Annotated in this window: 18 protein-coding genes and 3 pseudogenes; 9 read left to right on the top strand and 12 right to left on the bottom strand. The window is 56.4% G+C overall.

Annotated elements, in window-relative coordinates; translation table 11 throughout:
• Positions 1 to 68: 68 nt before the first annotated feature.
• The 4 genes from AC0L7S_RS15020 to AC0L7S_RS15005 all read right to left on the bottom strand — a co-directional run bounded on the left by AC0L7S_RS15020 (position 69) and on the right by AC0L7S_RS15005 (position 5,999).
• The gene (locus tag AC0L7S_RS15020) at positions 69 to 1,424 is read right to left on the bottom strand and encodes an FAD-binding oxidoreductase (protein WP_473471764.1); all 1,356 of its coding nucleotides are present in this window, start codon (positions 1,422 to 1,424) and stop codon (positions 69 to 71) included.
• Positions 1,421 to 2,860, bottom strand: a complete 1,440-nt coding sequence (locus tag AC0L7S_RS15015) for a UbiA family prenyltransferase (RefSeq protein ID WP_473471763.1) — start codon at positions 2,858 to 2,860, stop codon at positions 1,421 to 1,423. Before AC0L7S_RS15015 ends, AC0L7S_RS15020 begins: the two co-directional genes overlap by 4 nt.
• Before the next feature lie 215 nt (positions 2,861 to 3,075).
• Positions 3,076 to 3,339: a hypothetical protein gene (locus AC0L7S_RS15010; RefSeq protein WP_473471762.1), complete on the bottom strand. Its 264-nt coding sequence runs from the start codon at positions 3,337 to 3,339 to the stop codon at positions 3,076 to 3,078.
• A 140-nt stretch (positions 3,340 to 3,479) separates the two neighbouring features.
• A complete protein-coding gene (locus tag AC0L7S_RS15005) occupies positions 3,480 to 5,999 on the bottom strand; it encodes a mechanosensitive ion channel family protein (RefSeq protein WP_473471761.1) in 2,520 nt (839 codons plus the stop codon).
• A gap of 210 nt (positions 6,000 to 6,209) precedes the next feature.
• Here AC0L7S_RS15005 and AC0L7S_RS15000 point away from each other — a divergent pair.
• From AC0L7S_RS15000 to soxG, 4 genes and pseudogenes are all read left to right on the top strand, one after another.
• Positions 6,210 to 7,468 (top strand): annotated as a pseudogene (locus AC0L7S_RS15000) (sarcosine oxidase subunit beta family protein).
• A gap of 31 nt (positions 7,469 to 7,499) precedes the next feature.
• Positions 7,500 to 7,796 (top strand): sarcosine oxidase subunit delta family protein, encoded by a 297-nt coding sequence (locus AC0L7S_RS14995; RefSeq protein WP_473471760.1) that lies wholly within the window; start codon positions 7,500 to 7,502, stop codon positions 7,794 to 7,796.
• Positions 7,793 to 10,789 carry a sarcosine oxidase subunit alpha gene (locus AC0L7S_RS14990; RefSeq protein WP_473471759.1) on the top strand — a complete coding sequence of 999 codons (2,997 nt, stop codon included), beginning with the start codon at positions 7,793 to 7,795 and terminating at the stop codon, positions 10,787 to 10,789. Before AC0L7S_RS14995 ends, AC0L7S_RS14990 begins: the two co-directional genes overlap by 4 nt.
• Positions 10,782 to 11,372 (top strand): sarcosine oxidase subunit gamma family protein, encoded by a 591-nt coding sequence (soxG, locus tag AC0L7S_RS14985; protein WP_473471758.1) that lies wholly within the window; start codon positions 10,782 to 10,784, stop codon positions 11,370 to 11,372. Before AC0L7S_RS14990 ends, soxG begins: the two co-directional genes overlap by 8 nt.
• Before the next feature lie 157 nt (positions 11,373 to 11,529).
• On the opposite strand, the gene AC0L7S_RS14980 is transcribed toward soxG, so the two are convergent.
• A complete protein-coding gene (locus AC0L7S_RS14980) occupies positions 11,530 to 12,240 on the bottom strand; it encodes a nitroreductase (RefSeq protein ID WP_473471757.1) in 711 nt (236 codons plus the stop codon).
• 190 nt (positions 12,241 to 12,430) lie between these two features.
• Here AC0L7S_RS14980 and AC0L7S_RS14975 point away from each other — a divergent pair, with 190 nt between their 5' ends.
• The 3 genes and pseudogenes from AC0L7S_RS14975 to AC0L7S_RS14965 all read left to right on the top strand — a co-directional run bounded on the left by AC0L7S_RS14975 (position 12,431) and on the right by AC0L7S_RS14965 (position 16,688).
• Positions 12,431 to 13,018: a helix-turn-helix domain-containing protein gene (locus AC0L7S_RS14975; RefSeq protein WP_473471756.1), complete on the top strand. Its 588-nt coding sequence runs from the start codon at positions 12,431 to 12,433 to the stop codon at positions 13,016 to 13,018.
• Between the two features lie 32 nt (positions 13,019 to 13,050).
• Positions 13,051 to 15,505, top strand: a pseudogene (locus tag AC0L7S_RS14970) (GcvT family protein).
• A 1-nt stretch (position 15,506) separates the two neighbouring features.
• The gene (locus AC0L7S_RS14965) at positions 15,507 to 16,688 is read left to right on the top strand and encodes a pyridoxal phosphate-dependent aminotransferase (RefSeq protein WP_473471755.1); all 1,182 of its coding nucleotides are present in this window, start codon (positions 15,507 to 15,509) and stop codon (positions 16,686 to 16,688) included.
• Between the two features lie 13 nt (positions 16,689 to 16,701).
• Here the strand turns inward: AC0L7S_RS14965 and AC0L7S_RS14960 are convergent, their stop codons facing one another.
• The 7 genes and pseudogenes from AC0L7S_RS14960 to AC0L7S_RS14930 form a co-directional block, all read right to left on the bottom strand.
• Complete coding sequence (locus AC0L7S_RS14960; RefSeq protein ID WP_473471754.1) at positions 16,702 to 17,286, bottom strand: NAD(P)H-dependent oxidoreductase; 585 nt, start codon at positions 17,284 to 17,286, stop codon at positions 16,702 to 16,704.
• A complete protein-coding gene (locus AC0L7S_RS14955; RefSeq protein WP_473471753.1) occupies positions 17,286 to 17,867 on the bottom strand; it encodes an NAD(P)H-dependent oxidoreductase in 582 nt (193 codons plus the stop codon). Before AC0L7S_RS14955 ends, AC0L7S_RS14960 begins: the two co-directional genes overlap by 1 nt.
• A gap of 10 nt (positions 17,868 to 17,877) precedes the next feature.
• A pseudogene (locus AC0L7S_RS14950) lies at positions 17,878 to 19,279 on the bottom strand (FAD-binding oxidoreductase).
• Positions 19,279 to 20,583 (bottom strand): cytosine deaminase, encoded by a 1,305-nt coding sequence (locus AC0L7S_RS14945; protein WP_473474318.1) that lies wholly within the window; start codon positions 20,581 to 20,583, stop codon positions 19,279 to 19,281. The pseudogene AC0L7S_RS14950 and the gene AC0L7S_RS14945 overlap by 1 nt, the downstream one beginning before the upstream one ends.
• Positions 20,584 to 20,677: 94 nt before the next feature.
• On the bottom strand, positions 20,678 to 21,520 hold the full coding sequence (locus AC0L7S_RS14940; RefSeq protein WP_473474317.1) for an ABC transporter permease: 843 nt from the start codon (positions 21,518 to 21,520) through the stop codon (positions 20,678 to 20,680).
• A 4-nt stretch (positions 21,521 to 21,524) separates the two neighbouring features.
• A complete protein-coding gene (locus AC0L7S_RS14935) occupies positions 21,525 to 22,337 on the bottom strand; it encodes an ABC transporter ATP-binding protein (protein ID WP_473471752.1) in 813 nt (270 codons plus the stop codon).
• A gap of 33 nt (positions 22,338 to 22,370) precedes the next feature.
• A complete protein-coding gene (locus AC0L7S_RS14930) occupies positions 22,371 to 23,375 on the bottom strand; it encodes an ABC transporter substrate-binding protein (RefSeq protein ID WP_473474316.1) in 1,005 nt (334 codons plus the stop codon).
• Positions 23,376 to 23,619: 244 nt separating this feature from the next.
• On the opposite strand from AC0L7S_RS14930, the gene AC0L7S_RS14925 reads away from it, so the two are divergent.
• Both AC0L7S_RS14925 and AC0L7S_RS14920 read left to right on the top strand, forming a co-directional pair.
• A complete protein-coding gene (locus tag AC0L7S_RS14925) occupies positions 23,620 to 24,003 on the top strand; it encodes a RidA family protein (RefSeq protein ID WP_473471751.1) in 384 nt (127 codons plus the stop codon).
• Positions 24,004 to 24,064: 61 nt separating this feature from the next.
• A complete protein-coding gene (locus tag AC0L7S_RS14920) occupies positions 24,065 to 24,868 on the top strand; it encodes a creatininase family protein (protein ID WP_473471750.1) in 804 nt (267 codons plus the stop codon).

The following is a 24,868-nucleotide window of genomic DNA, read 5'->3' as shown; positions in this document are numbered from 1 at the left end:
GCATCAGAGACAGTTTACGTAAAATTGTTACTTTCTTGTTTGTTCACCATGATGCATTCGCAATTCACTTATTCCGCAGCTTCAGCCACACTCGTTTTCGCCACTCCAAACTGACCCACAGTACGCGCCCAGAAGTTCGACTGAAATGCGGGGTCGCGAACCGCTTCAAGCCGTTGCCAGCTTGGGAACGAGGCCGCAAAGGTCGCCGCACTCATGCGTGCGTCTTTGTAGGGATTGACGCCACCGCCGGCATCGACGGTGATGCGGTCAAGTTCAGCAAGCAACGCAAGTGTTGGCTCACCGCGATTGGGAAAATCCAGGGTCAGCGTGTATCCGGGCCGTGGAAATGACAAAAGCGCTGGCGAACGCGTTTTGCCAAATCGCTTCAAGACAGTGAGAAATGAGCCTTGCCTCGCATCGCGTGCAGCGGCAAGCAAGGCAGGCACAGCCACCGGAGCAACGTCTTCAGCTATGACGCTCTGGTGTTGATAAAGGCCGTGTGGACCATAGAGCCGGTTCCAATTGTGAACACTGTCCAATGGAAAGAAGAAGCTTTGATAATTGCTTGTTTTTGGCTCTTTCGTGCGGCTCTTGGCCCATCGGTAAGCCGTATTGAAAGCTCTCAAGAACGACCTGTTGAGCATGGTGAATGGTGGTTGGAACGGCACTGAAAGCCGACGGCCTGCCAGCGAGGCGGTTCGCGATCCTGTCGCGGCATGATTTCCGGTGAGCAAAAGCCCTCGCCCAGAATTGCGACCGCCCGCCGTTTGGTCAATCCAGGCAACAGCATATTCATTGCCCTCGTCAGCGGCCTCGGCAAGGTTGAAATATTCGCCAAGGTCGCGAAACGGCGTCACCGTTTCCACGATATCGAATGATGCGACCCGCATCAGGCGAATGGATGCCGACAGAATAAGACCGGTCAGCCCCATGCCACCGATGGTGGCCCAGAACAGCCGCGTGTTTTCAGTCTCCGAGCAATGATAAACGCACCCATCCGAGCGCAGAAGGGACAGCGATACGACATGACAGCCGAATGTCCCGCGCCGATGGTGGTTCTTGCCATGAACGTCATTCGCGATAGCCCCGCCAAGTGTGACGAACTGCGTTCCGGGAACGACCGCGGGAAAAAAGCCGAACGGCGCTGCATGGGCGATGATTTCGCAAAGAAGCATCCCCGCATCAGCTTCGAGAAGCCCGGTTTCGGAGTTGAACGAGCGCAATCTGTTATGGGCACGCATATCGACAACAGAACCGAAATCGTTCTGACAGGAATCGCCATAGGAGCGGCCATTGCCGTAAGCCAGAAGTGAGGCATCGCGCGCCGCGCCCGACTTCAGGAGTGTGATTGCTTCATCAGCAGGCATGGCCTGCTTTGCCGGCGGCGTCGCACGGCCAAAGCTATCATATTTATCCGCAATCATACCGACCAGCCCCCTACCAAGAGCAGAATGCCGCCAAGCAGGATCACCAATTGGCTGCGCCAGTCACGTATGATGAAAACCACGGGATCGTCATTCATTTCGTCGCGGCGGGCAAGAATCCAGACCCGGATGGTCATGTAAAGAACGATTGGTGCAAGCGGCCAAACCAGCCAGGGATGAGGATAGAGTTCGCGCACCGCGTCGCTGTCTATATAAAGCGCCAGAACAAGCGCCGATGAAAAAGCCGATGCCATACCGGCTTGTGCGACTATTTCCTGATCCTCTGCACGATAGCCGCGCCCGGCGATGCGTTCACCCACGGTCAGGGTTGAGGAGCGCAACTCGACATAGCGCTTTACCAGTGCCAGCGAGAGGAAGAAGAAGATCGAAAACGCAAGAAGCCAGAACGAGACATCCACCCCGGTTGCTGCCGCACCTGCCAGGACGCGCACAGTGTAAAGGCTGGCAAGCGTCAACACATCAATCAGGAGCATGCGCTTGAGCGACAGTGAATAGGCTGTTGTGATGACCATGTAGCCGCCAAGCACCAAAAGGAATTCGCCTGATAAAAATAGGCCGGCACCCAGCCCGACCGCAAGCAGCACCATGATCGACATAAGGCCGAACGGAATGGACAAGGCACCGCTGGCAAAAGGACGGGTGCACTTGGTCGGATGACGCCGATCAAGTTCCAGGTCGAAAAAATCGTTCAGAATGTAGATGGCCGACGCGACAGCACTGAACGACACGAACGCCAGCACGCATTCCACGATCATATCGCTGTTGAAATATTCATGCGACAGGACCATCGGCACTGCAATCAATGTGTTTTTCAGCCATTGATGGCAACGCAACATCTTGACAATGGACTTGAACGAAGGGCGCGCACCCGCGACGAGTTCCCCGCCATGAACCATCTGCCAGCGTGACGCATGGCGGTCAGGTGCCACGACGATAGCCGCCCGCGCCGCATCGAAAACATCGAGATCGTGGCGGCTGTTGCCCGCATAATCGAAGCCCCCATCGCCATAAATGTCGATCAAGGCGGCCCGCTTGCGTGCAGATGTCAAATTGACTGGACCATCGCTCGCGAGAACCTGATCGAATATCCCCAGATGGGCAGCGATTGCCTCGGCGAATTTACGTGGTGTCCCGGTCGCCAGCACGATTTTTCGACCATCGGCATGATCGGCACGTAGGCGCGAAAGCAATCGCTCGCGATAGGGCAATGAAGCCGGGTCGATATCGACACGCTTGGCAATCTCTTGCTTCAGCCTTGCCGGTCCACCAGCAAGCCAGAAGGGAATCAAGAAAAGAAACAGCGGATTTTTCTTGATAAGGGCGAACAGACCTTCCCATAGCAGGTCGGTTGCGATCAGTGTTCCATCGAGATCCACTGCAAGCGGTAATGCGTTCCTTTCCGATCGCACGTCCATGTTCTATGCCCTATGCCATTCACCCGCACCGCTTGTAGGCGGCCAAGCTCGGGTATAGCGACGAACAGACTAGCGAACGTTAAGGTACGCCGTTGGAATCGACATTCAGCGGGTCATTTTCCGCAGCGTCGTTAAGCAAGCATTACCTGGAATGTTAAAAGGCCAACCAACACAGCCGCATCGAAAGCCTGGCGTGAAAGTAGATGACCGGGAATTCACTTGATGCGAGCTGCACCGCCGGAAATTTCAACGGTTTCCGATCCTGTAAGTGCTTCAAGATCACCATTCGGCAGGGTGACGAAGCAGCCATCCTGACAAAATTCCGTGGTTTCGCCACCGGCCAGCGTCAATTCCGACTTGCTACCGCCTTCGGTTACGACGAGCGTGCGTGTCTCGCTATCCTTGTTGACCGCGCTGGCGGCGGTGGCCACACCACCGATTGACACGAGAAATGCGACGGCGATCAGTGATTTCCACATTGTGTTTCCGGTGTTTCCACCGCCTCTATTGCACGTCACAAGGTGTTGTTTCCTTGCAGACAAGTTATAGGGATATGTAGGTGAACGGCAACTGAACGTCATGTTCATGCTGCTAACGCTCACAATGCGGCTCTCAATTGTCAATCGGGATCGGGCCTGCTCCTTTTCCGCCGGCCTTTCGGCGCATAAGGTGCCTTGTCGGCACTGGCGGGCTCACTTTTGCCAACCTCAGATACCGCCTTCTCATCGTCCAACGGCCGCGGCTTAACTATGACGTCCTGCTTGATATTGAGATCGCGTTGCGGGAATGGAATCTCGATCCCCTCTTTGTTGAATGTTTCGACAATTGCAAACCGGATATCGTTTTGAACCAGCAACCCATTGCCGATATCGGACAGGAACACGCGCACTTCAAAGTCCAGTGAAGAGTCTCCAAAACCAGAAAAAAGTACGAAAGGTTCGGGATTTTTCAACGCCAACGGGTGACTGCGCGCAATTTCGAGCAGAAGCTCATGCACTTTCTTGACGTCTGATGAATAACCGATGCCGATTGGTATCTCGACGCGGCCCAACTTGTTGCGATGAGTCCAGTTTCCAACGGCGTTGTTGATCAGTTCCGAGTTGGGCATGATGACCGACTGACGCTGGAACGTCTCGATTTCGGTCGCGCGCACACTGATCTTCTTGACGGTTCCCGACACGTTACCGGCAACGACCCAGTCACCGACCTTGAAGGGTCGCTCCGCCAGCAGGATCAGGCCGGAGACGAAGTTCGAAACGATATTTTGAAGCCCAAAACCAATACCCAGAGACAAACCACCCGCGACCAGCGCAAGGCTGGAGAGATTGATGCCCGCCGCCGAAATGCCGATCAGGGCGGAAATGGCGATACCGGCATAGCCAACCACCAGCCGGATCGAATTGCGCACACCGGCGTCCACCTTGCCGCGCGCCATGACAGAGCCGTCAAGCCAGTTCTGAAACCAGCGGCTCACGAGAAAGCTGAGCGTGAAAACGACAACGCCCACAAGGATGCCGGTCAATGATATGGTCACCGAGCCGAGGGTGATCCCTGTCGCCAGCTTATAGCCCCATGCCTGGATATCACCGGGCCGGAACCCCCACATCAGCAAGATAAGCGGCAAGAACACGAGCACGATCATCAAATTCAGGACAAGGCTAACCGCAAGGCCAACCTGATCGAGCATACCGTCTTTGATCTTGGCATTGTTGGTCAGCCATCGCCCGACTGACGAATTGCCAAACTCGCCCTCGCCCCCGACGGCCTGAGCCGACAGAAAGCCGATATAGGCCGTCACAAGAAGTGTGCCGGTGACAACGACTTGAAGCGCTACAAACATCCCCAAGCCGATATAGCCGAGCAGCGCAGCGAGTATGGTGAAAAGACCAAGCGCAAACGCACTGTACCGCAGCCATGCCGGCCACGGTCGCCACACACCTTCGTGCGTCTTGAACGGTTTGATCGTGCCCATCAGGATCATGATGACGCCAACGATAATCGTCGCGAAAAAGCTTCTCGCAATCGTAACCGAAAGCGGCGAACTCATCTCCCGATTGACGACCGCCAGGAAATTATTGAGGCCGATGACGACCGCCATCGCTGTCGCCAGTATCACCAGCAAACGCGCCGGCCTCGACTCGATCGGGATAAGCCGCCAATTCGGCGATGATGGAGAAAGAGCGGCATTGGTCAGCCGGTAAACGCAGAAAACGATGATTATCAACCCCATCATCGTCGCGAGAAACGTTCCAATATCGCCACGCAGCACATGATAGGAATCGAAGAAAAAGAATGATGCTGCAAAGAAAACCACGAGCGACGCCGTGGGTAGAAAAGTCGACCAGAACGCAACCGAGAGACGACTGAGATATGAGGGGTTCTCGATGGCCGGGTCAGCAATGATTACCTGACCGAACATACGCTGGCCGCCAATCAACAATACGGCAGCAGCCCCCAGCGCCATCAGCGTTGCCAGCAACATGGCCTGAAATTTGAACTTGAACACAAATGAAAGCCATGACGAAATGGCACCACTAAACCGGACGAACTCCGTACCTGCATCTGAAATGACCTTGCCACTCAGCGCATCGCCAAGCGAGTAGCGCTTCGTCAACAGACTGCGGAAAAGCTCGCTGCGCATAGCCCCAATCTTGTCGATCAGGCCATTGATACGCACTGACAGGTTTTGCGCCGTTGCAACCACCGCGTTGATACGGCTTTTTTCCGAAACCAGCGTCTGGCGCTCATTTGCCACACTTTCAAGCTCGGCCGGCTCTCCGTCGGCAGGTGCAGCACCCAGCCCATCAAGACGACCGTTTATTTCAGTTAGCTTAGGTCGGAAGGTAAGCGCGCTATCGAGAGCTTTACGCGAAAGTTCCACAAGTTGCAGGCGGATATCGACGAGTTTCCCGTCATCCTCAGCGTCTTGCGCGATTTCCTTTTCCAGGGCGTCGGTCTTTGTGGAAAGCGATTCGAGCGCTTTTTGCTGATCGACAATCTGCGTGTCGGAGGACAACGGCTCGCCCAACGCAGCATTTTCTTGCGTTTTTCCATTTTCTTGTGCGATGGCGCCATAGGACACAAACACAGCGGCAATGACAGCCAGCACACGTAGGACATAGAGAGATCGGAAAAGCATAAGGGGATTGCGACTCACTGAAAAGAGTTGTGGGATCGACATTGCATCATTGATAAAGACGGTGAAAGCATGGAGCAACCCGCCGCAGCTCATTCATGAGGTCGGCTTGTTGAAAAGCCATGGCGCAATATTGGCTTTGGCCACGTTGACTGCTCTATAGTCTGCGCTTCGTCCACGAACTGACAACGGAAAAATGGCGGAATATCAATAATGGCGGAATATTCGGCCTTTTCGCTCATCGCGAATGCACTCAGGGGAAACAAGGATTGGAAGCCGGCGTGGCGAAAGCCGGAGCCCAAGGCCTCTTATGACGTGATTGTCATTGGCGGTGGCGGCCACGGCCTGGCCACGGCCTATTACCTGGCCAAAGAACACGGAATCACCAATGTCGCTGTGCTGGAAAAGGGCTGGCTTGGCTCCGGCAATATCGGACGCAACACCACAGCGGTGCGTTCAAATTATCTGTTGCCAGCCAACACCCGTTTCTACGAACACTCGATGAAGCTGTGGGAGGGCCTTTCCCATGACCTCAATTATAATGTCATGTTCTCGCAGCGCGGATGCCTCAATCTGGCTCATACACCAGCGCAGTTCGACGATTTTGCACGGCGTGGCAATGCCATGCGCCATCTGGGAGTCGATGCAGAACTGATGACACCAGCCGAAATCGCACGCCTGATCCCCGCTCTGGACGTTTCGCGCAGCGCGCGCTTTCCAATTTATGGTGGTCTGATGCAACCGCGTGCGGGAACCGCCCGACACGATGCCGTTGCCTGGGGTTATGCGCGCGGTGCAGATCGGCGTGGCGTCGATATTGTCGAAAATTGCGAAGTCACCGGATTTCTGCGCGAGGGCGAGCGCGTTGTCGGAGTCACCACCACACGCGGCGAAATCAGGGCAAAAAGGTAGCCGTTGCGGTTGCCGGCAGCACCGGGCGCGTCATGCAACTGGCAGATATCGACAAAATGCCCATTGAAAGCCATGTTTTGCAGGCCTTCGTAACCGAATCGCTGAAACCATTCATCGACACCGTCGTGACCTTCGGCATGGGGCACTTCTATATGTCACAATCGGACAAGGGCGGCCTTGTCTATGGCGGCGACCTCGACGGCTATAACAGTTATGCCCAGCGCGGCAATTTACCGATTGTCGAAGAAGTCATGGCCGAGATGCTCGCTTTGTTCCCAAGCCTTGCGCCAGCGCGTCTTCTGCGCTCGTGGGGTGGCGTTTGCGACATGTCGATGGACGGTTCGCCCATCATCGCCACCGGCCCACTGCCCGGCATGTATCTCAACTGCGGCTGGTGCTATGGCGGCTTCAAGGCAACCCCGGCTTCGGGCTGGTGTTTCGCCCACACCATCGCCAAGGATGAGCCACACGAATTGAATGCCGCCTTCACGCTCGACCGCTTCCATCGCGGCATTCTCATCGACGATAAGGGCCAAGGCGCAACGCCCCGGCTGCACTAGCGCCTGTTGGTCATCAGGATTTGGAAGAAAAATGCGTATCAACTGTCCCTATTGCGGCCTTCGCGACGTTTCCGAGTTCACCTATCAAGGTGACGGCAATCGTGAGCGCCCGGCCCCTGACTCGCAAGACCTCAATGCCTGGAACGCATATGTATATGATCGACTCAACCCGGCCGGAGACCATAACGAGATCTGGCAGCATTCCGGCGGCTGTCGCGCGCATCTGCGGGTCGTGCGCAATACGGTGACACATGAAATTTCCAGTGCCGCATTTGCCGCCGAACACACGCCGCCCAAACCGGCAGCACGGCGGAGAGCGAAATCATGAGTGCCCGTCGTAATAAAGACGGCGGCCGCATCGACCGCCTGAAAACGATTCGTTTCACCTTCGATGGCATCACCTATACCGGCCATGCAGGCGACACACTCGCATCGGCATTGCTGGCGAACGGCGTTTCGCTGTTTGGCCGTTCGTTCAAATATCATCGGCCAAGAGGCGTTCTGACGGCTGGCGTCGACGAGCCCAATGCACTGGTCACAATACTGCGTGGCGATATTCGCGAGCCGAACATTCCCGCAACCATGATCGAGATCTACAATGGTCTGGTCGCCCAGAGCCAGAACCGCTTCCCCTCGCTTGCCTGGGACGTAAATGCCATCAACCAGCTTGGCGGCAAGCTGCTTTCCGCCGGCTTTTACTACAAGACCTTCGTGGGTCCAGCCATCGGTCCATTGAAGGGCACCGGTTTCTGGATGTTCTGCGAGCGTTTCATCCGCCGCGCCGCCGGGCTTGGACGCGCCGGAACAGCTCCCGATAGTGCGCGCTATGAGCGCATGAACGCTTTTTGCGATGTTCTCGTCGTCGGATCAGGCCCTGCCGGACTAATGGCGGCCGCAACAGCGGCTGATACCGGCGCGCAGGTTATCCTGGCGGAACTTGAGCCAAATTTCGGCGGATCAGCCAACTGGTCTGGCGAGACGATCGACGCCATGCCCGCCACGCAATGGGCTCTCGCCATGATCGAAGATCTGCGCAACCGCGACAATGTCCGGCTGCTACCGCGAACCACCGTCTGGGGTTACTATGATGGCAACACCATAGCTGCATTGGAGCGCGTTACCGATCACAAGGAAAGAGCGGGCAAGGGCGAACCGCGTCATCGGTACTGGACCATGCGACCGACATCGCTCGTACTCGCAACAGGTGCGCTGGAACGGCCGCTGGTATTTCCCGGCAATGACCGTCCCGGTGTGATGCTGGCCAGTGGCGCACAACGCTATGCAAACGAGTATGGCGTCACAGTCGGCCAGAAGATCGCCCTCTTCACCAACAATGACACCGCCTACCGCACCGCACAGGCCCTGAAGAACGCCGGTGCCGACATTGTTGCAATCATCGACGTGCGGCCAAACATTTCAGACGCCATGCTCAACCTTGCTGGCGACGTCAACGCCGAAATGCTTGCAGGCTATGCCGTCGTTGCCACAGAAGGCGGCAAGGCGCTTTCCAGCGTCAAGGTTCAGCGTTTTGACTTGGCTGACAACGCATTGAGAGACACCGCGCGAAACATCCAGGCTGATTGTCTCCTGGTGTCAGGCGGTTGGTCTCCTGCCATCCATCTGGCCAGCCAGGCGGGTGCCAAGGCAGAATGGAACGCCAAATTGCAGGCGTTCCTGCCACCCAGACAGACAAAGGGCTGGCTTGGCGCGGGCGGCTTCAATGGCAGTTTTTCCACTGCTGCCGCCATCGCCGAAGGACGTGACGCCGGGCTTGCCGCAACAGGCACCAAGGCAACCGCAAAAGCCAGCCTGCCAGCGGTCGAAGAAGGTCCCGGAACTCCCGATCCTGCGCCGGTTTTCGAAATCAACGCCAAGGGCAAGAGTTTTGTCGACTTCCAGCATGACGTGACCGCCGAAGATGTCCGCCTCGCCCACCGCGAAGGCTTTATCTCGGTCGAGCATCTCAAACGCTACACCACACTTGGCATGGCAACGGACCAAGGCAAGACATCGAACGTGCCGGGTCTTGCCATCATGGCTGCGGCACTCGGCAAACCGATCCCGGAAGTTGGCACCACGCGCTTTCGCCCGCCTTTTTCTGCGGTTTCAATCGGCTCTCTGGCGGCTGAACGTTATGGCGACATCAAACCCGAGCGGCTGACGCCGATGCATGACTGGCATATCGACAACGGCGCAACGATGTACGCTGCCGGGCTGTGGTATCGCCCGATGATCTACGCCCATGCAGGTGAGACTATCGAGCAGGCATATGTGCGCGAAGCCAGAACAGTGCGTGAGACCGCCGGCATCGTCGATGTATCGACACTTGGCAAGATCGCCGTTCAAGGACCGGATGCGGCAGAGTTACTCGATCGCGTTTACACCAATAAATTTTCCACGTTAGCCGTTGGCAAGGCACGCTACGGACTGATGTTACGCGAAGATGGCCTCGCCTTTGACGATGGGACCACATGGCGTCTTGGCGAGCAGGATTTCCTGATGACGACCACCACGGCCAATGCCGGCAAGGTGATGCAGCACCTGGAATATTTCCTCGACGTGATCTGGCCGGGTTTGAAAGTCACCGTGACATCCGTCACCGACCAATGGGCAGGCGCTGCCATCGGTGGTCCAAAGGCGCGCGCCATTCTCGCCGCATGCGTCACAGATACGCCCGTCGATAATGAGGCATTGCCATTCATGGGCATCGTGCATGGCAAGATCGCCGAGGTTCCGGTGATGATCTGCCGCCTCTCCTTCTCCGGCGAAATGGCTTTTGAAGTCTATTGCGGCGCTGGTCACGGCACCCACGTCTGGCAAGCGCTCATGGAAGCAGGAAAGCCTTTCGCTCTCGTGCCTTACGGGATGGAGGCACTTGGTACGCTGCGCATTGAAAAAGGCCATGTCACCGGTGCCGAGATCGACGGGCGCACGACAGCGCGCGATCTGCATCTCGACTGGATGCTATCCAAAAAGAAGCCCTTCATCGGTTCGGCAATGATGGATCGCGATGGGCTGATCGCTTCTGATCGCATTCAATTGGTTGGCGTCATCTCGATGGACAACCGGCCGCTTGATGGCGGCGCACATATCGTCGAGAAGCTTGATGAGGCCAATCCGCACGGTTCCATCGGACATATCACCGCCTGCTGTTATTCGCCCGCGCTCGGCAAATATATCGCGCTGGCGCTCGTCAAGGGCGGCAAGGTTCGCCACGGCACGCGCGCGTTCATATCCGACCCCTTGCGCAACCGTTTCGGACCGGTCGAAATCGTCAGCAACCACTTCTATGACCCGGATGGGAGCCGCATGCATGGTTGAACCTCAGTCACCACTGGAGCCGACCTTGCGCGCAGGCTCATATGGCCAGTTCGAGAATGGTGTCGGCGTCGTGCTTTCGCAAGTTACGCCGACCTCGATTGTGCAGCTCGCCGCATGGCCGGGCAAGGAAAAGGCGCTGATCGCCGCTATTCGCAAAGTCACCGGGCTCGCCTTGCCAGACGGCGCCGGTGGCGGCATCAGCAAGGCCACGAAATCGGTATTCGGCTTCGCACCAAGAAAATTCATCGTCACTGATGAGGAGAAAGACCTGGTTGCTGCCTTTGCAACTGCGGTCAATTCCACAACCGGCACGGTAACCGACCTGTCGCATGGCCGCACCGTGACCCGCATGGCCGGGCCAAAGGCGGAATGGGTGCTGGCGAAATTCTTCGCCATTGATTTTTCGCTGGTCGCTTTCCCGTTAGGGGCTGGACGGTCAACGACACATCATGACATCTTTGCGCAAATCCAGCGCACGGACGCGGATCAGTTCGACATTTATGTCTTCCGCTCGTTCGCCCGCAGTTTCTGGAAGGCGCTATGCCATGCCAGCGAAGAGGTCGGTTACGAGATCAACGCGTAAGGCATGTCGCCCAAAAGTGTGCAGCGGTTTTGGGACAACGACATGCACAAAAACAAAGGCTTAAAGCACCCTGCATAAATCCCTTTAGACACGACGCGTTTTAAGGCAAAAAGGGTGAACGCGATTGCAGTCATCGCGACCAGACCGTCCACTCATCTTATTCCGCGAATGTCACCCATTCATCCAATGGTGCGCGGTCGGTGCTGAAATCGCTCTCGGGCTTGCTCGTGTCTTCGAGGCCGAGTGCCATGCCACACACCACGATTTCTTCATCAGTGATGTCGAGCAACGGCCTGATTTGGCGATGATAGGGCGCGAATGCGGCCTGCGGACAGGTGTGCAACCCCCTGCCCCGTGCCGCAATCATGATGTTTTGCAAAAACATGCCATAGTCGATCCACGAACCCTTGTTGAGCCGTCGATCAATGGTGAAAATCAAACCAACAGGCGCATCGAAGAAGATAAAATTGCGATCATGCTGGGCGCGCATTTTGTCCACTTCACGCCGTCCGATGCCAAGCGCGCTGTAAAGCCCGAACCCATTGGCGCGGCGCCTGGACAGGTAGGGCTCGAAAAACTGGTCCGGATAGTAGCGGTATTCATCCCATTGGACCTTCTCCGCTCGAATGCCCGAATTGAGAATGGCCTCGCCGATGCGCTGCTTGAGCGCGCCTTTGGTAACGTAGACGCGCCAGGGCTGCATATTGGTGCCTGAAGGTGCCCGCGCCGCAACGTCCAAAATAGCACGGATGACTTCGTCGCTCACCGGATCAGGCAAGAAGGCACGTACGGAACGGCGCGAGACGATTGCTTCGTCAACACGCGTTGCATCATCTAGGATTGGGCCGTTTTCTTTCGGTGCCAGCATTGCGGGACCTTTTCGCTAAGGATTCCGACCGGACGCCCCCAATCGCCGTTCACGGACGTGCCTTTGCACCAACCGCGAGTATCGTTCAAGCAAATCCTGTCAATACGTGAAAAATCTCTTGATCTTTTCACTATCTTGCCGCTTCATGAAATTACTGGACAAATTTTCACGACAGAGAACATAGCGGCCAATGGCATCAGCCGAACTTCAAGGGCAAGCATATGGTGCCGGACACCTGCTGGCCAGCGATATACGCGCCTTGCGCAAGGCGCGCGCGATGACGCTTGCAGAGATCGCCCTGAAGCTCGGACGATCTGTTGGCTGGGTCAGCCAGGTGGAGCGTGGTCTTTCTGCACCGTCAATCGGCGATTTACGCGCCTTTGCCGGCCTCTTTGACGTGCCTGTCAGTCTTTTCTTCAGCCATGACGTACCAAACGAAAGCGAGCGCGGCGTCATCGTACGTTCCGGGCGCAGGCGTTCACTTGGCACAAACGAAAGCGGGCTGGTGGAAGAACTTCTTTCACCCGATCTCGGCGGTAGCTTCGAGATGGTGCGATCGATCTTTGCACCGGGTGCCGAATTGAAAACCCCAATCCAGCGCCCGACGGAAGAAGCCGGCTATGTCACGTCGGGCATATTCGAAATCGAGATAGCGGGCGTCTGGCATCGTTTGAAAGAAGGCGACAGTTTTCGCTTCGAACGAAAACCCTATCGCTGGCGCAATCCCGGAACCGAGCCCGCCGTGGTTATCTGGACGGTTTCACCACCTGTTTATTGAACAACATCTTCATTTTTTCGAGGAGAGCACGAATGGCCGAGTTACCCAAGACAGCACGCGTAGTGATTATCGGCGGCGGCGCTGTCGGGGCGTCAGCATTGTACCATCTCGCCAAGGCGGGTTGGACTGATTGCGTTCTCCTGGAGAAGAACGAACTGACCTCCGGTTCGACCTGGCATGCGGCAGGCAACGTGCCGACCTTTTCCACCTCGTGGTCGCTCATGCATATGCAACGCTATTCAACCGAACTCTACCGTCGCCTCGCCGAAGAGGTCGACTATCCGATGAACTACCATGTGACCGGTTCACTACGCCTCGCTCACAGCGAGGAACGAATGCGCGAATTCAAGCGCGCCCAGAGCATGGGCCGCAATCAGGGCATGGATATCGAAATGGTCGGCGATAATGAGATAAAGAAGCGCTACCCGTTCATCGAAACGCACGATCTGCGCGGCGCACTTTACGATCCCGGCGACGGCGACATTGATCCGGCACAGCTCACGCAAGCCCTCGCCAAGGGTTCCCGTGATCTCGGCGCAGAAGATTATCCGTTTTTGCCCCGTAACGGGTGCCCGCCGCGAAAATGACGAATGGGTCGTGGAGACGCCCAAAGGTGAAATTCGCTGCGAAATCGTTGTCAATGCGGCAGGCTATCGAGCAGCCGAAGTCGGAAAAATGTTCGGACGTTCCGTCCCGATGATGGTCATGAGCCACCAATACATATTGTTCGACGAAATTCCCGAACTTGCCGCTTGGTCGAAAGAGCAAGGCAAGAAACTGCCGCTTCTGCGCGACGTCGACACATCCTACTATCTCAGGCAGGAAAAGAACGGCATGAACCTCGGCCCCTATGAGCGCAATTGCCGCGCCCACTGGGCAACCCCGGACGATCCGATGCCGGATGACTTTTCCTTTGAACTTTTCCCCGACGATCTAGAACGGCTTGAATATTATCTCGACGACGCTGTCGCGCGCGTTCCCATTCTGGGAACAGCGGGGTTGTCGAAGGTCATCAATGGGCCCATCCCCTATACACCAGACGGAAACCCGCTCATCGGGCCTATGCCCGGTGTACCAAACGCCTTCGAGGCTTGCGTCTTTACGTTCGGCATCACACAAGCCGGTGGCACCGGCAAGGTTCTGGCCGAATGGATCACCGAAGGCCAAACGGAATGGGATATGTGGTCGTGCGACCCGCGCCGCTTTACTGCATTCGCTTCAGAGCCGGATTATGCAATTGCCAAAGGCAAAGAGGTTTATGGCAACGAATACGCAATCCACTTTCCCCATCACACCTGGCCAGAGGGGCGCAACCGCAAGCAGTCACCAATTCACGATCGCATAAAGGCGCTTGGCGCACAATTCGGTGTCGCCAATGGTTGGGAAAGAGCCAATTGGTATGCACAAGAGGGCGACGACGTTTCCGAAGAATCCACGCAGACTTTTCGCCGCGACGGACCGTGGCACAAGCGCGTGCGCGAGGAGTGCCTTGCCGTACGCGATACCGCCGGAATTCTCGACCTGCCCGGTTTTTCGCGCTTCAACCTCGATGGTCCCGGCGCGGCTGAATGGCTGAGCACGCAGATCACAGGTCTGGTGCCGAAAATTGGCCGCATCGGTCTTGCCTATTTTGCCGATGACAATGGCCGCATTGTCACGGAAATGTCGATCGTGCGCCACGAAGAAAACCTGATGACGCTGATTACCGCAGCCGCTGCCCAATGGCATGATTTTGAGTGGCTGCAATCGCGGATGCCTAAAAACGCCCCCTTCAAGTTGATCGATCGGACGGAGGAATTCGCAACTCAGATTCTCACCGGCCCCAATTCGAGAAAAATCCTCGCGGATGTGTGCGACGCAGATCTCGCCAAGCCCTGGCTGACCCATCAGGAAACAACGATTGCCGGGCGCTGGGCAAAGCTCATCCGTGTTTCTTTCGCCGGTGAGCTTGGTTGGGAGCTTCACACCAGGGTTGCAGACACGGCTGAAATCTTCGATACGGTATGGGCTGTTGGCCAAAAACATGGGCTGAAGCCCTTCGGTATGTTCGCGCTCGATTCTCTGAGGTTGGAAAAAAGTTACCGCGCCTGGAAACAGGAGCTTTCGACCGATTACACGATCATGCAAGGGGCCCTTGAGCGATTTGTCAAATGGGACAAACCCGATTTCCGGGGCAAAGCTGCGCTGGCCAATGAGAAACAGCAGGGTGTCACAAAGCGTTTCGTCACTTTGGTTATAAACAATCCGGGAGAATGCGATGCCCCCTATATGTCAGCGCTCTGGCATAACGGAACGATCGTAGGCGAGACATTGTCAGGAGGTTGGGGCCACAGGGTAGACAAATCGATTGCACTTGGCATGCTGAACTACGATCTCGTGGCACCCGGAACCGAAATTGAAATCGAGATTTTTGGCGAACGCTTTGACGCCGTCGTGCAGGGCGATGAACCGCTTTGGGACCCCAAGAACGAAAGACTGAGAGCATAGTATGGCAGCACCCTCAAAACGCATTTCCGGCATCACCCCGTCCGGCAAGGACGGATGGGAAGTGCATTTTGAGGCGTGGACCAGACACGAGGCTGGCGAAGACATCATCATGCTGTCGGTTGGAGATCATGACTTCGACACGCCTGATGAAACGGTTGAGGCGTGCGTCACAGCCGTTCGCGCCGGCCACCATCACTACACCCCGCTCCCCGGCATTCCAGCACTGCGCGCGGCAATGGCAAAAATATCGACACGTTGCACAGGCGTAGAAACCTCCGCCGATAATGTCATCGCAACACCGGGGGGACAGGCTGCGCTCTATGCAGCCATACAAGCAACGATCGATTCCGGCGAGCACGCAATTGTCGTGGCTCCCTATTATGCAACCTACCCCGGCACGTTTCGCGCTGCGGGTGCCGACTTCACTGTCGTCGAAACGCGTGCCGAGGATGGTTTCCAGCCTGACATTCAGGCAATTGAAAATGCAGTCAAGGCCAACACACGCGCCATTCTCATCAACACGCCAAACAACCCGACAGGCGCGGTCTATACGCTGAAATCGCTTGAAGGCATCGCCGACATTTGCCGGCGTCACGATCTCTGGCTGCTGACCGATGAGGTTTACTGGACGCTTGGCGGCGGCGAGCACATTTCGCCGCGCGCGCTATCCGGCATGGCTGAGCGGACACTGGTCATCAATTCCATGTCGAAAAGCCACGGCATGACCGGCTGGCGGATCGGCTGGATAACTGGACCACAAGAGATTGTCGACTTGATGGTCAGCCTTAATCTCGTCACCACATATGGCATGCCCGACTTCATTTCGCGGGCCGCCGTCGAAGCATTGGAAAACGACTACGGTATCGCCGAGATCGCCGAGCGCTATTCGACGCGACGAACCATGTTTCTCGATACCGTGCGCGGCATGAACGATGTTACCGTGCGGGGCTCGGAAGGCGGCATGTACATCATGCTCGACATCAGTGCCATCGAACCGGACGACGAGAAATTCGCTTGGGCCCTTCTCGACGCTGAAAAGGTAGGCGTCATGCCGGGATCAAGTTTCGGCAATGCGGCTTCGGGGCACATTCGCATCAGCCTGTGTCAGCCAGAGCCGGTGTTGAAGGAGGCGGCCAACAGGTTACGCCGGTTCGTCACCAATTACCGTCGCGAAGCCGCATAGAACGACATTCGGCTCAGAAACGCTCCAGCTTTAGCTTCACCTTGCGCAAAAACGCCGCGCGGCTTTGCGGAGTCGAGGCATCCATGCTGTAATGCGCCAAGAACAACGTGCGGCAGCGCCAACCGCACAGTGCCCTGATACCGCGCAAGATCGTATTGCGGCCGGGATGACCAACCACATACGACCACCAGCGCGCCGCACCACAGGTTGTCACGACTGCGATTTTCTCGATATGTCCCATCAGCGGCTTGATCTTTCCGTCGGGCATCAAGGCAAACACCACATCGGTTGCCCAGACACGGTCCAACCAGCCCTTCAGCATCGCCGGCAGCCCATACCACCATGTCGGATAGATGAAGACGACGGCTTCGGCCCATTTGAGATGATCGATATGAACCTGCAATGCAGGGTCCGCCGGCGCACGCTCATTATAGGCAAGACGCTCTTCACACGGCATGACGGGATCGAATTTTTCCGCGTAAAGATCAATAACGCGCGCCTCGCACCCCTTCGCCGCAATCGCTTCGAGCGCCGTGCTGCGCAAAGCTGCGCAAAAACTTTCCTCAACCGGATGGCAATAGACCACCAGAACCCGCATCAGAACGAACCCATTCTCGCCGCCACTTTACGCATGAAAGCTTCACGCGAGTGATCTGTCGACAGGTTCATGGAATAATGCGCCAGATATTTGCAAGACGCGCCTGGGCGTACAGTAGCCCTTAACAAACGGTTCACCGCCTTACGTGGCGGATCACCCATCAATATGGCGCGGAAACGACTGCCGCCATAGGTCGTGATGGCGCAAACCTTGCGGATATTGTGCAGCGACGGCTGAACCTTGCCATTGATCAGCTTGAATGAAATTCCCGGCAAGAACACGCGGTCGAAAAAGCCTTTCAAAATAGCGGGATATCCATAATTCCACACCGGAAACGACAAGACCATTGCGTCGGCCCACAATAGGCGTTCGACATAGCGGGCAGCGCCGTCGTCACCACTACGTTCGTCGTGATAGGCCAGACGCTCGGCGCGCGTCAGTCGTGGATCGAAATCCTCGGCATAGAGATTACAGTCGTCGACCTCATGGCCATGTGCGCCCAACTGTTTGACGATCAATTCATGCAGCGCTGCATTAAAAGACGTTTCGACGGGATGCGCATGGAGGACAAGAACTTTCATTGCGGACTGCTCACCCCACGCGCTCCAGTCCGCGAAAAAGAAATGTTCGCCCCGAGTGGTAATCATAATCGGGTTTCTCCCACGCAATCATCTTGCCGGGATTAAGTAGCCCTTGCGGATCAGCCTCGCGCTTGAAGGCAAGCTGCACCGCATCCGTCTGCTTCATACCACCCTCTTCCAACGTATAGCGATGCGGATTGAAAATCGGGCAGCCATTGTCCTCAAAGGTGCGAACGATTTCGTCAAGTCGCTCCTCGGTAGTGAATTTCACCAGCGGCAGGCCAAAGCAGGTGATGTTGCCATCAAGCCGCACGAATTCGAGATGGGAAAACACCTCGCCGGGAAACATCGTGTCCATTTTCTCGACCAGCGCGAGTTGGTTCGGAAACGGATAAAGCGATTGGAGATATGTGATTGATGGATCGACCCGCAAAGCCCGAAGCGTCGTGTGGTTCCACGCCAGTTCAAACGCAGGCGGCAAGCCCTTCTTCTCATCCGATGTGAGTTGCGAGGAAACCATTGCCACCTCGCCACCCTTTCGGCGTGTAAATGCCAGAAACGCATCGAGCGAATGCGCAGCGACCATACAGGCGCAGATATGCTGGCCCTCACGCAGGAATTTCTGGTGGCGCTTGAAATAGAGCCACGGAACCGGGGCGGCAATCGGCGTGATGAGCTTGGTCAAGATACCGTCCTGACAGGCAAGCTCATTGGCATAGCGCGCAGATGCCATGAAGCTGTCGAACCCGACGATCACGTCAACCCATTCATATGATGCTGTCAGCGGCATTTCCACTTCGGTGATAATGCCGTTGGTGCCATAGGCATGGGTGACCTTGTGCAAATCCTCGCCGGTCAGTTCCAGAACCTTCGGTTCGGCCTCCATTGTCACCACGCGCAAGCGCAGCACATTGCCGAAATCGCGCAGACCGCCGAAATTGATGGACCCGACCCCCCGAACCGCCGGCAATGAAGCCACCGATCGAGGCCGTGTTGTAGGTCGAGGGATGCATCCGCAATTCCTGGTTCGAATGCGCGCGCGTTGCACGGTCGATATCGGCGATGATGGCACCCGGTCCGCACACCACGCGCCCCGGCGCAATCGTCCTCACATCGTTCATGTCAGCAAGATTGAGCACCACACCGCCCGAAAGTGGCATTGCCTGTCCGTAATTTCCCGTGCCGCTGCCGCGCGGCGTAACCGGAACGCCGTGCTTGTGGCAGACGCCAAGAACCCGGATAAGTTCGGCCTCATCCTTTGGCGTGACGACAAGATCGGCGCTCACATCGTCAAGCTGGCGCTTCAACACCGGGCTGTACCAGTAAAAATCCCGGCTTTTTTGCTGAACGATCTTCGCGTTATCCTCAATCTTCAGCCCGTCGAGGTCGCGCTTTAACGCGGAAATATCCATCATCCCACCATCAGATCATCGAGTTCGCCATAGTCGGGCAGCCGCCGTTCAATAGCGCGGCCATCGCGCACGACGATACGATCCGACTCCGGGCGCGACAGTAATTCCGTCCAGCTACGCCCCTTGAATACAATGAAGTCGGCTTTCCCGGCTTTGGCCAGAACACCATACCCGTCAAGGCGCATAGCCTCGGCTGGCATCGAGGTGATGGCACTTGGCCAATTGCCGACCGGATGGTCGAAATGTAGAACGCGCGTCGCCATGCGGTAGACTTCGAGCATATCGAGATCACCATAGGCGTAGAAAGGATCGCGCGTGTTGTCGGAGGCGACCGCGACCGGAATTCCCCGCGCCTTCATCTCGTGCAGGAGCGTCACACCGCGCCAGCGTGGCGTCGTGCCATCATTTCGGCGGTCTTGCAGATAGAGGTTGCAAAGAGGCAGCGACACCACGGAAATTCCTGTGCACGCCACTTTATCCAATGTCTCAAGAACCTCCGTATCGGGTTGCCGTGCCAACGCACAACAATGGCCAACAAGAATCTTGCCCTCGAAATCATGGCGTCGCGCAGCCTCAGCAATCTTTCGCAACGAGGCTGCTGACACGTCATCCGTTTCATCGGCATGAAAGTCGAGATCGAGATCATATTTGATCGCCAGGGCAAACATCTGGTCAAGCAATTCTTCCAGATCAGGCACCATATAGGTGACCGCCCCCAAAATGCCCTTGGCGGTCGCGACCCGCTCGGCCAATCCCTTGAACCAGTTCGCTTCACGCACACGCTCAATGCCGACAAGGCAGGCAGCCTGCAATTCGATACGGCCACGCCATTCATCGCGCATCGCCTCAAAGACCGGCCATGAAACCAGCTCTTGCGGTGAGATACTGTCGAGATGAGTTCGCAGCGCCGCCGTGCCATGCGCGTAAGCTGTGCGAAGCGCGAAATCCATGCGCCGTGAAACGTCCTGCGCATTCCAGCGCGTCGCTCGATCCACGTCTGTCGCCTGAAGCGCACCTGCAAACGTACCGTCGGGATTTGGCTGGCGCTCCCAAATATGGCCCTTGTCGATATGGGTGTGGCAATCGACAAAGCATGGCGCAACGATCCTCCCCGCAAGATCGACGGCATGATCGGGCGCAAGCCCCCGCGAACCAGCCGCATCGATGCGTATAATCCTGCCGTTTGCGACATCGATATCGGCAAGCGCAAAACCATCGGGGTCAAAAGTAGCATCCAACCCTTGCGTCAACGACGAATGCAGACGCGCATTGGTGAGGGAATAGGATGGATCGTTGGGGATCAGAGACACCGGTGGCCCCTCTGTTTCCCGCGAACTTCGAGATTAATTCCGCCCTTATCTGGTATGTCGGTCATTTCGGCAGTCAGTGGGAGCATACCTATCGCTCCTGCTTCAGCGCGCTTTCATGCCAGCGCCGCAGGATCAGATGTGAAATCAGCGAAAGGACGAGGAAGATGACAATGCCGGTGAGTGAAATCAGGATCAGCGCAGCAAACAAGCGCGGCGCGTTCAGCCGGTATCCGGCCTCGATGATGCGCGAGGCAAGACCCGATGATTGACCGGACGCTCCCGCCACAAATTCTGCCACCACAGCGCCGATCAGCGAAAGACCACCGGCGATCTTCAACCCGCCAAGAAAGTAAGGCATCGCCGCCGGCATGCGCAAATAACGCAATTGCTGCCAGTGCGTCGCCCCGTTGAGCTTGAACAGGTCGCGTAAATTGCGGTCTACCGAATTGAGCCCCAGCGTCGTGTTCGACAGGATCGGGAAGAACGCCACGATCCAGGCGCACAAAAGAAGCTTGGTTGTCTGGTTGTCGACATAGATGTTGATGAGCGGAAATATCGCCACGATCGGCGTAACCTGCAGCACGATCGCGAACGGAAAAAACGACATTTCCACCCATTTTGACTGCGCAAACAGTACCGACAACCCCACACCACCAACCACGGCAAGCAACAGGCTCAGGAAGGTGATCTTCAACGTGACAAGAAGCGATGAGAACAGCAATCCGGCATCGCTATACATTGTCTGCAACACGATGCCGGGACGCGGCAGAATATATTTTGGAATTTCATTCCACACGCAAATGCGATCCCACAACCAGATTGCGAGGATCATGATCGCCAGTGGCAACACCCATTTGCCAATTTTCTCCAACCGCTCCTGCCGTTGGCGCCGGACCTCTTCCTGATCGACTTGAGGTGTCGCGGCCATCATCTGGTCAGTTGTCGCCACCAGGACCTCCATCTGCCGATTTGATAGCCTCGCCAAGGACATCAGATGCCTTGCGGCAAAGCGCGGCGTAGTTGGGAGACGTTCGGAACGTCTCGTCGCGCGGATAAGGTGCATCGACTGCAAGATCTTCGAAAACCCGCCCCGGCCGGGCCGCCATGACGACAATGCGATTTGACAGGAACACACTTTCAAACACGCTATGGGTCACGAAAATCACCGTAAAACGCTCCTCCTGCCAAAGATCGAGCAGATCGTTATTGAGCTTGAAGCGTGTGATTTCGTCGAGTGCGGCAAACGGCTCATCCATCAACAGGATACGCGGTCTGGTCACCATTGCACGCGCGATCGAGACACGCATTTTCATGCCGCCGGAAAGCTCGCGCGGCACGGCCGTGGCAAAGCCGGCCAGATGCACCCGTTCCAGCATTTCCATCACCGCAGGTGCCGCCTTGGCGCGCGAAATGCCTTTCAGCCGCAGCGGCAACCAGACATTGTCGAAGACATTTGCCCAAGGCAACAAGGTCGGCTCCTGAAACACGAAGCCGATGTCAGACCGGTCAGCCATTGCGCCACCTGCCCATTCGATCAACCCGGCAGTCGGCGTCGAAAGCCCGGCAATCAGGCGCAACGCAGTCGATTTACCGCAACCTGATGGCCCGAGAAGGCTGAGAAAATCACCTTCGCGCACCGCCATGTCGACTTCACGCAATGCTGTCACGCCATTGGAGAAGGCTTTGCCCACACCGCGCAACGCAAGCAGCACAGAGCCCCCACCTGACGCATCATCAGGCACCTGCATTGTCTTGTCCTGTAGCATGTTGCTCCGGTCGTACTATTTCTTCAGATCGAGACCGACGCCTTTGTTGACGAAAGCCAGCGTATAGGACTTCTTGATGTCGATGCCCGCAGGCACAACCTTGGCCTTGACCATCTTGTCATAGAAACTCTGCATATGTTCGTCCGTCATCGCACCTATGCCAAGTTTCTCGCTTTCGCCTGAATCGACAATGCCGAACTTCTTCAACTGCTCTATCGTAAACGCGATCTGTTCATCCGTAATATCGGGATTGTCTTTCTTGATCGCAGCATTGGCAGCGGAATTGTCACCATAGAGATAGTTGTACCAGCCCTTTGCCGAGCCATCGACAAAGCATTGAACGACCTCGGGGCGATTGTCGATCGTATCCTGCATGGCCTCGATGGTCGTTGAATAAGTGTTGAACCCATAGTCCGCCAGCAGGAACAGGTTCGGCTGGAAGCCACCTTCCTTGGCAACGGCAAACGGCTCGGACGTGACATAGCCTTGCTGGATGGATTTCGGGTTGGCGATGAACGGAGCCGGGTTGAATGTATAGGGCACGCGCTTTGCCGGATCGAAGCCGAACTCGCTGACCATCCACAAAAAGAAGCTCTGCGCGCCCTCGTCTCCGATAATGTATTGATCGGCATTTTTCAGGTCTTCCCATTTATCCAGGCCCTGGCCGGGATGGGTCATGATGACCTGCGGTTCTTTCTGGAAAGAGGCAGCAACAACACGCAATGGTATGCCCTGCTGCACGGCATCGAATGCCTGCAACATATTGCCACCCATATAGAAATCGATCTTGCCGGCCAGCAGCAAAGGTCGCCCGCTCACCTGTGGACCACCCTGCATGATGGTGACATCGAGCCCGCAGGCCGCATATGTCCCATCGACCACGGCCTGATAGTAACCACCATGTTCGGCCTGGGCCAACCAGTTGGTGGCGAAAGTCACCTTTTCATTTGCCGCCGCGTCTGCCACGCCTGCCGCAACAAGCGCAACCGCCGCAATCGAGATCTTCAATTTCCTGTACATCAATTCCACCCATTCTTGGATCTCGACGCGACTAGCGCCAAGCCTGATATGATCAATTCCCCGAGCCTGGCTTGTTTTTTGGCTCTCGCGCCGTTTTACCAGCTTCAACAGCAACACAACCAATGCCACCGAATGCATGTTGCCCAATTTTCCGGTTGCTGTCCACAATTGTGCCGCACCAGTTGATGCCATCTTGAAGGGCCAGACATCAGCGCTTTATGTTACGGATAAAACGGAGACTGCAATGTTCAAATTCCTGAACCCGACATCGATCAAGCCCCCTTTTGCGCGCTATAGCCACGGCATCGAAATTCCCGAAGGCAAGCGTCTGGTGCTTTGTTCGGGCCAGCTTGGCATCGGGCCTGATGACAGCGTTCCAGATGATGCAGGGGCACAGGCGGAATTGTGCTTTCAAAACATTGCAGCGGTTCTTGCTGAAGCGGGCCTCGGGTTGAGCGACATTGTAAGAATCAGTGCATTCGTCACCGAGCGCGCCTTCATGCGTCCCTACATGGATGTTCGCGATCGATTGTTTACCGATCCCGCGCCTGCCTCAACACTGATGATCGTTTCTGGCTTCTCCCGGCCCGAATTCAAGGTCGAGATTGAGGCCATTGCAGCCGGGTAAATCCTCGACACATTTCGCGCAAGGCGTTACGACCTAGATCACTTTTCAACTGAGACATGTCATGAGCAAAACAAAAAAACGCGTTTGGTGGGGCGATTACCGGACGACCGAATATGCTTCCATAGATCCAGAGGTGACAATTGCGGTACTGCCCGTGGCGGCAATCGAGCAGCACGGGCCACATCTGCCCGTTTCGACCGACACCTCGATCATGAACGGCATGTTGGAAACTGTCATCGACCGCTTGCCCGCTGACCTCGACATTCGCATCCTGCCGGTTCAGGCCGTCGGCAAGTCGAACGAACACCTTCATGCACCCGGCACACTGACGCTGCCACCTGCGACCTTGATAGACGCATGGACCGGGCTTGGTTTGTCGATTGCGCGCGCCGGAGTGCGCAAGGTCGTCGTCGTCAATTCACACGGCGGAAACGAAGAAATCATGGGTATTGTCACGCGCGAACTTCGTGTGCGCGAGAAAATGCTGGCGGTAAAAACAAGCTGGCAACGCTTTGGACGCCCCGAAGGCATGTACACTGACCTTGAAGATCGCCAGGGCATCCATGGCGGCGATGTCGAAACATCGCTGATGCTGCATTTTCGCCCTGATCTGGTCGATATGGGAAAGGCAGAAAACTTCGTATCGAATGTTTCCCGCGCCGAAAAGAACTTCGATCTGCTGCGCCACACCGGCACGCACGCCTTCGCCTGGCTTGCCAGCGACCTGAACGCCAACGGCGTCGTTGGCGATGCCTCTATTGCCACGCCCGAGAAGGGTCGCCTCACCGCCGAATATCAGGCCGAAGGTTTTATCAATCTGCTGAAAGATGTTCGAAAGGCACGACTGGCTGATTGGCTTTCCTGA

The organism is Mesorhizobium sp. G2-6-1 (assembly GCF_055809095.1).
The sequence above is the reverse complement of the archived record's forward strand: the minus strand, read 5'-3'. Positions and strand labels throughout refer to the sequence as shown.

Coding starts and splice junctions, on each gene's coding strand:
- AC0L7S_RS14940 (WP_473474317.1), bottom strand. CDS start 21,520: ATGATGGCCGCGACACCTCAAGTCGATCAGGAAGAGGTCCGGCGCCAA.
- AC0L7S_RS14955 (WP_473471753.1), bottom strand. CDS start 17,867: ATGAAAGTTCTTGTCCTCCATGCGCATCCCGTCGAAACGTCTTTTAAT.
- AC0L7S_RS14935 (WP_473471752.1), bottom strand. CDS start 22,337: ATGCAGGTGCCTGATGATGCGTCAGGTGGGGGCTCTGTGCTGCTTGCG.
- AC0L7S_RS15010 (WP_473471762.1), bottom strand. CDS start 3,339: ATGTGGAAATCACTGATCGCCGTCGCATTTCTCGTGTCAATCGGTGGT.
- AC0L7S_RS15015 (WP_473471763.1), bottom strand. CDS start 2,860: ATGGACGTGCGATCGGAAAGGAACGCATTACCGCTTGCAGTGGATCTC.
- AC0L7S_RS14960 (WP_473471754.1), bottom strand. CDS start 17,286: ATGCGGGTTCTGGTGGTCTATTGCCATCCGGTTGAGGAAAGTTTTTGC.
- AC0L7S_RS14975 (WP_473471756.1), top strand. CDS start 12,431: ATGGCATCAGCCGAACTTCAAGGGCAAGCATATGGTGCCGGACACCTG.
- AC0L7S_RS14995 (WP_473471760.1), top strand. CDS start 7,500: ATGCGTATCAACTGTCCCTATTGCGGCCTTCGCGACGTTTCCGAGTTC.
- AC0L7S_RS15020 (WP_473471764.1), bottom strand. CDS start 1,424: ATGATTGCGGATAAATATGATAGCTTTGGCCGTGCGACGCCGCCGGCA.
- soxG (WP_473471758.1), top strand. CDS start 10,782: ATGGTTGAACCTCAGTCACCACTGGAGCCGACCTTGCGCGCAGGCTCA.
- AC0L7S_RS14930 (WP_473474316.1), bottom strand. CDS start 23,375: ATGTACAGGAAATTGAAGATCTCGATTGCGGCGGTTGCGCTTGTTGCG.
- AC0L7S_RS14925 (WP_473471751.1), top strand. CDS start 23,620: ATGTTCAAATTCCTGAACCCGACATCGATCAAGCCCCCTTTTGCGCGC.
- AC0L7S_RS15005 (WP_473471761.1), bottom strand. CDS start 5,999: ATGCTTTTCCGATCTCTCTATGTCCTACGTGTGCTGGCTGTCATTGCC.
- AC0L7S_RS14920 (WP_473471750.1), top strand. CDS start 24,065: ATGAGCAAAACAAAAAAACGCGTTTGGTGGGGCGATTACCGGACGACC.
- AC0L7S_RS14990 (WP_473471759.1), top strand. CDS start 7,793: ATGAGTGCCCGTCGTAATAAAGACGGCGGCCGCATCGACCGCCTGAAA.
- AC0L7S_RS14965 (WP_473471755.1), top strand. CDS start 15,507: ATGGCAGCACCCTCAAAACGCATTTCCGGCATCACCCCGTCCGGCAAG.
- AC0L7S_RS14980 (WP_473471757.1), bottom strand. CDS start 12,240: ATGCTGGCACCGAAAGAAAACGGCCCAATCCTAGATGATGCAACGCGT.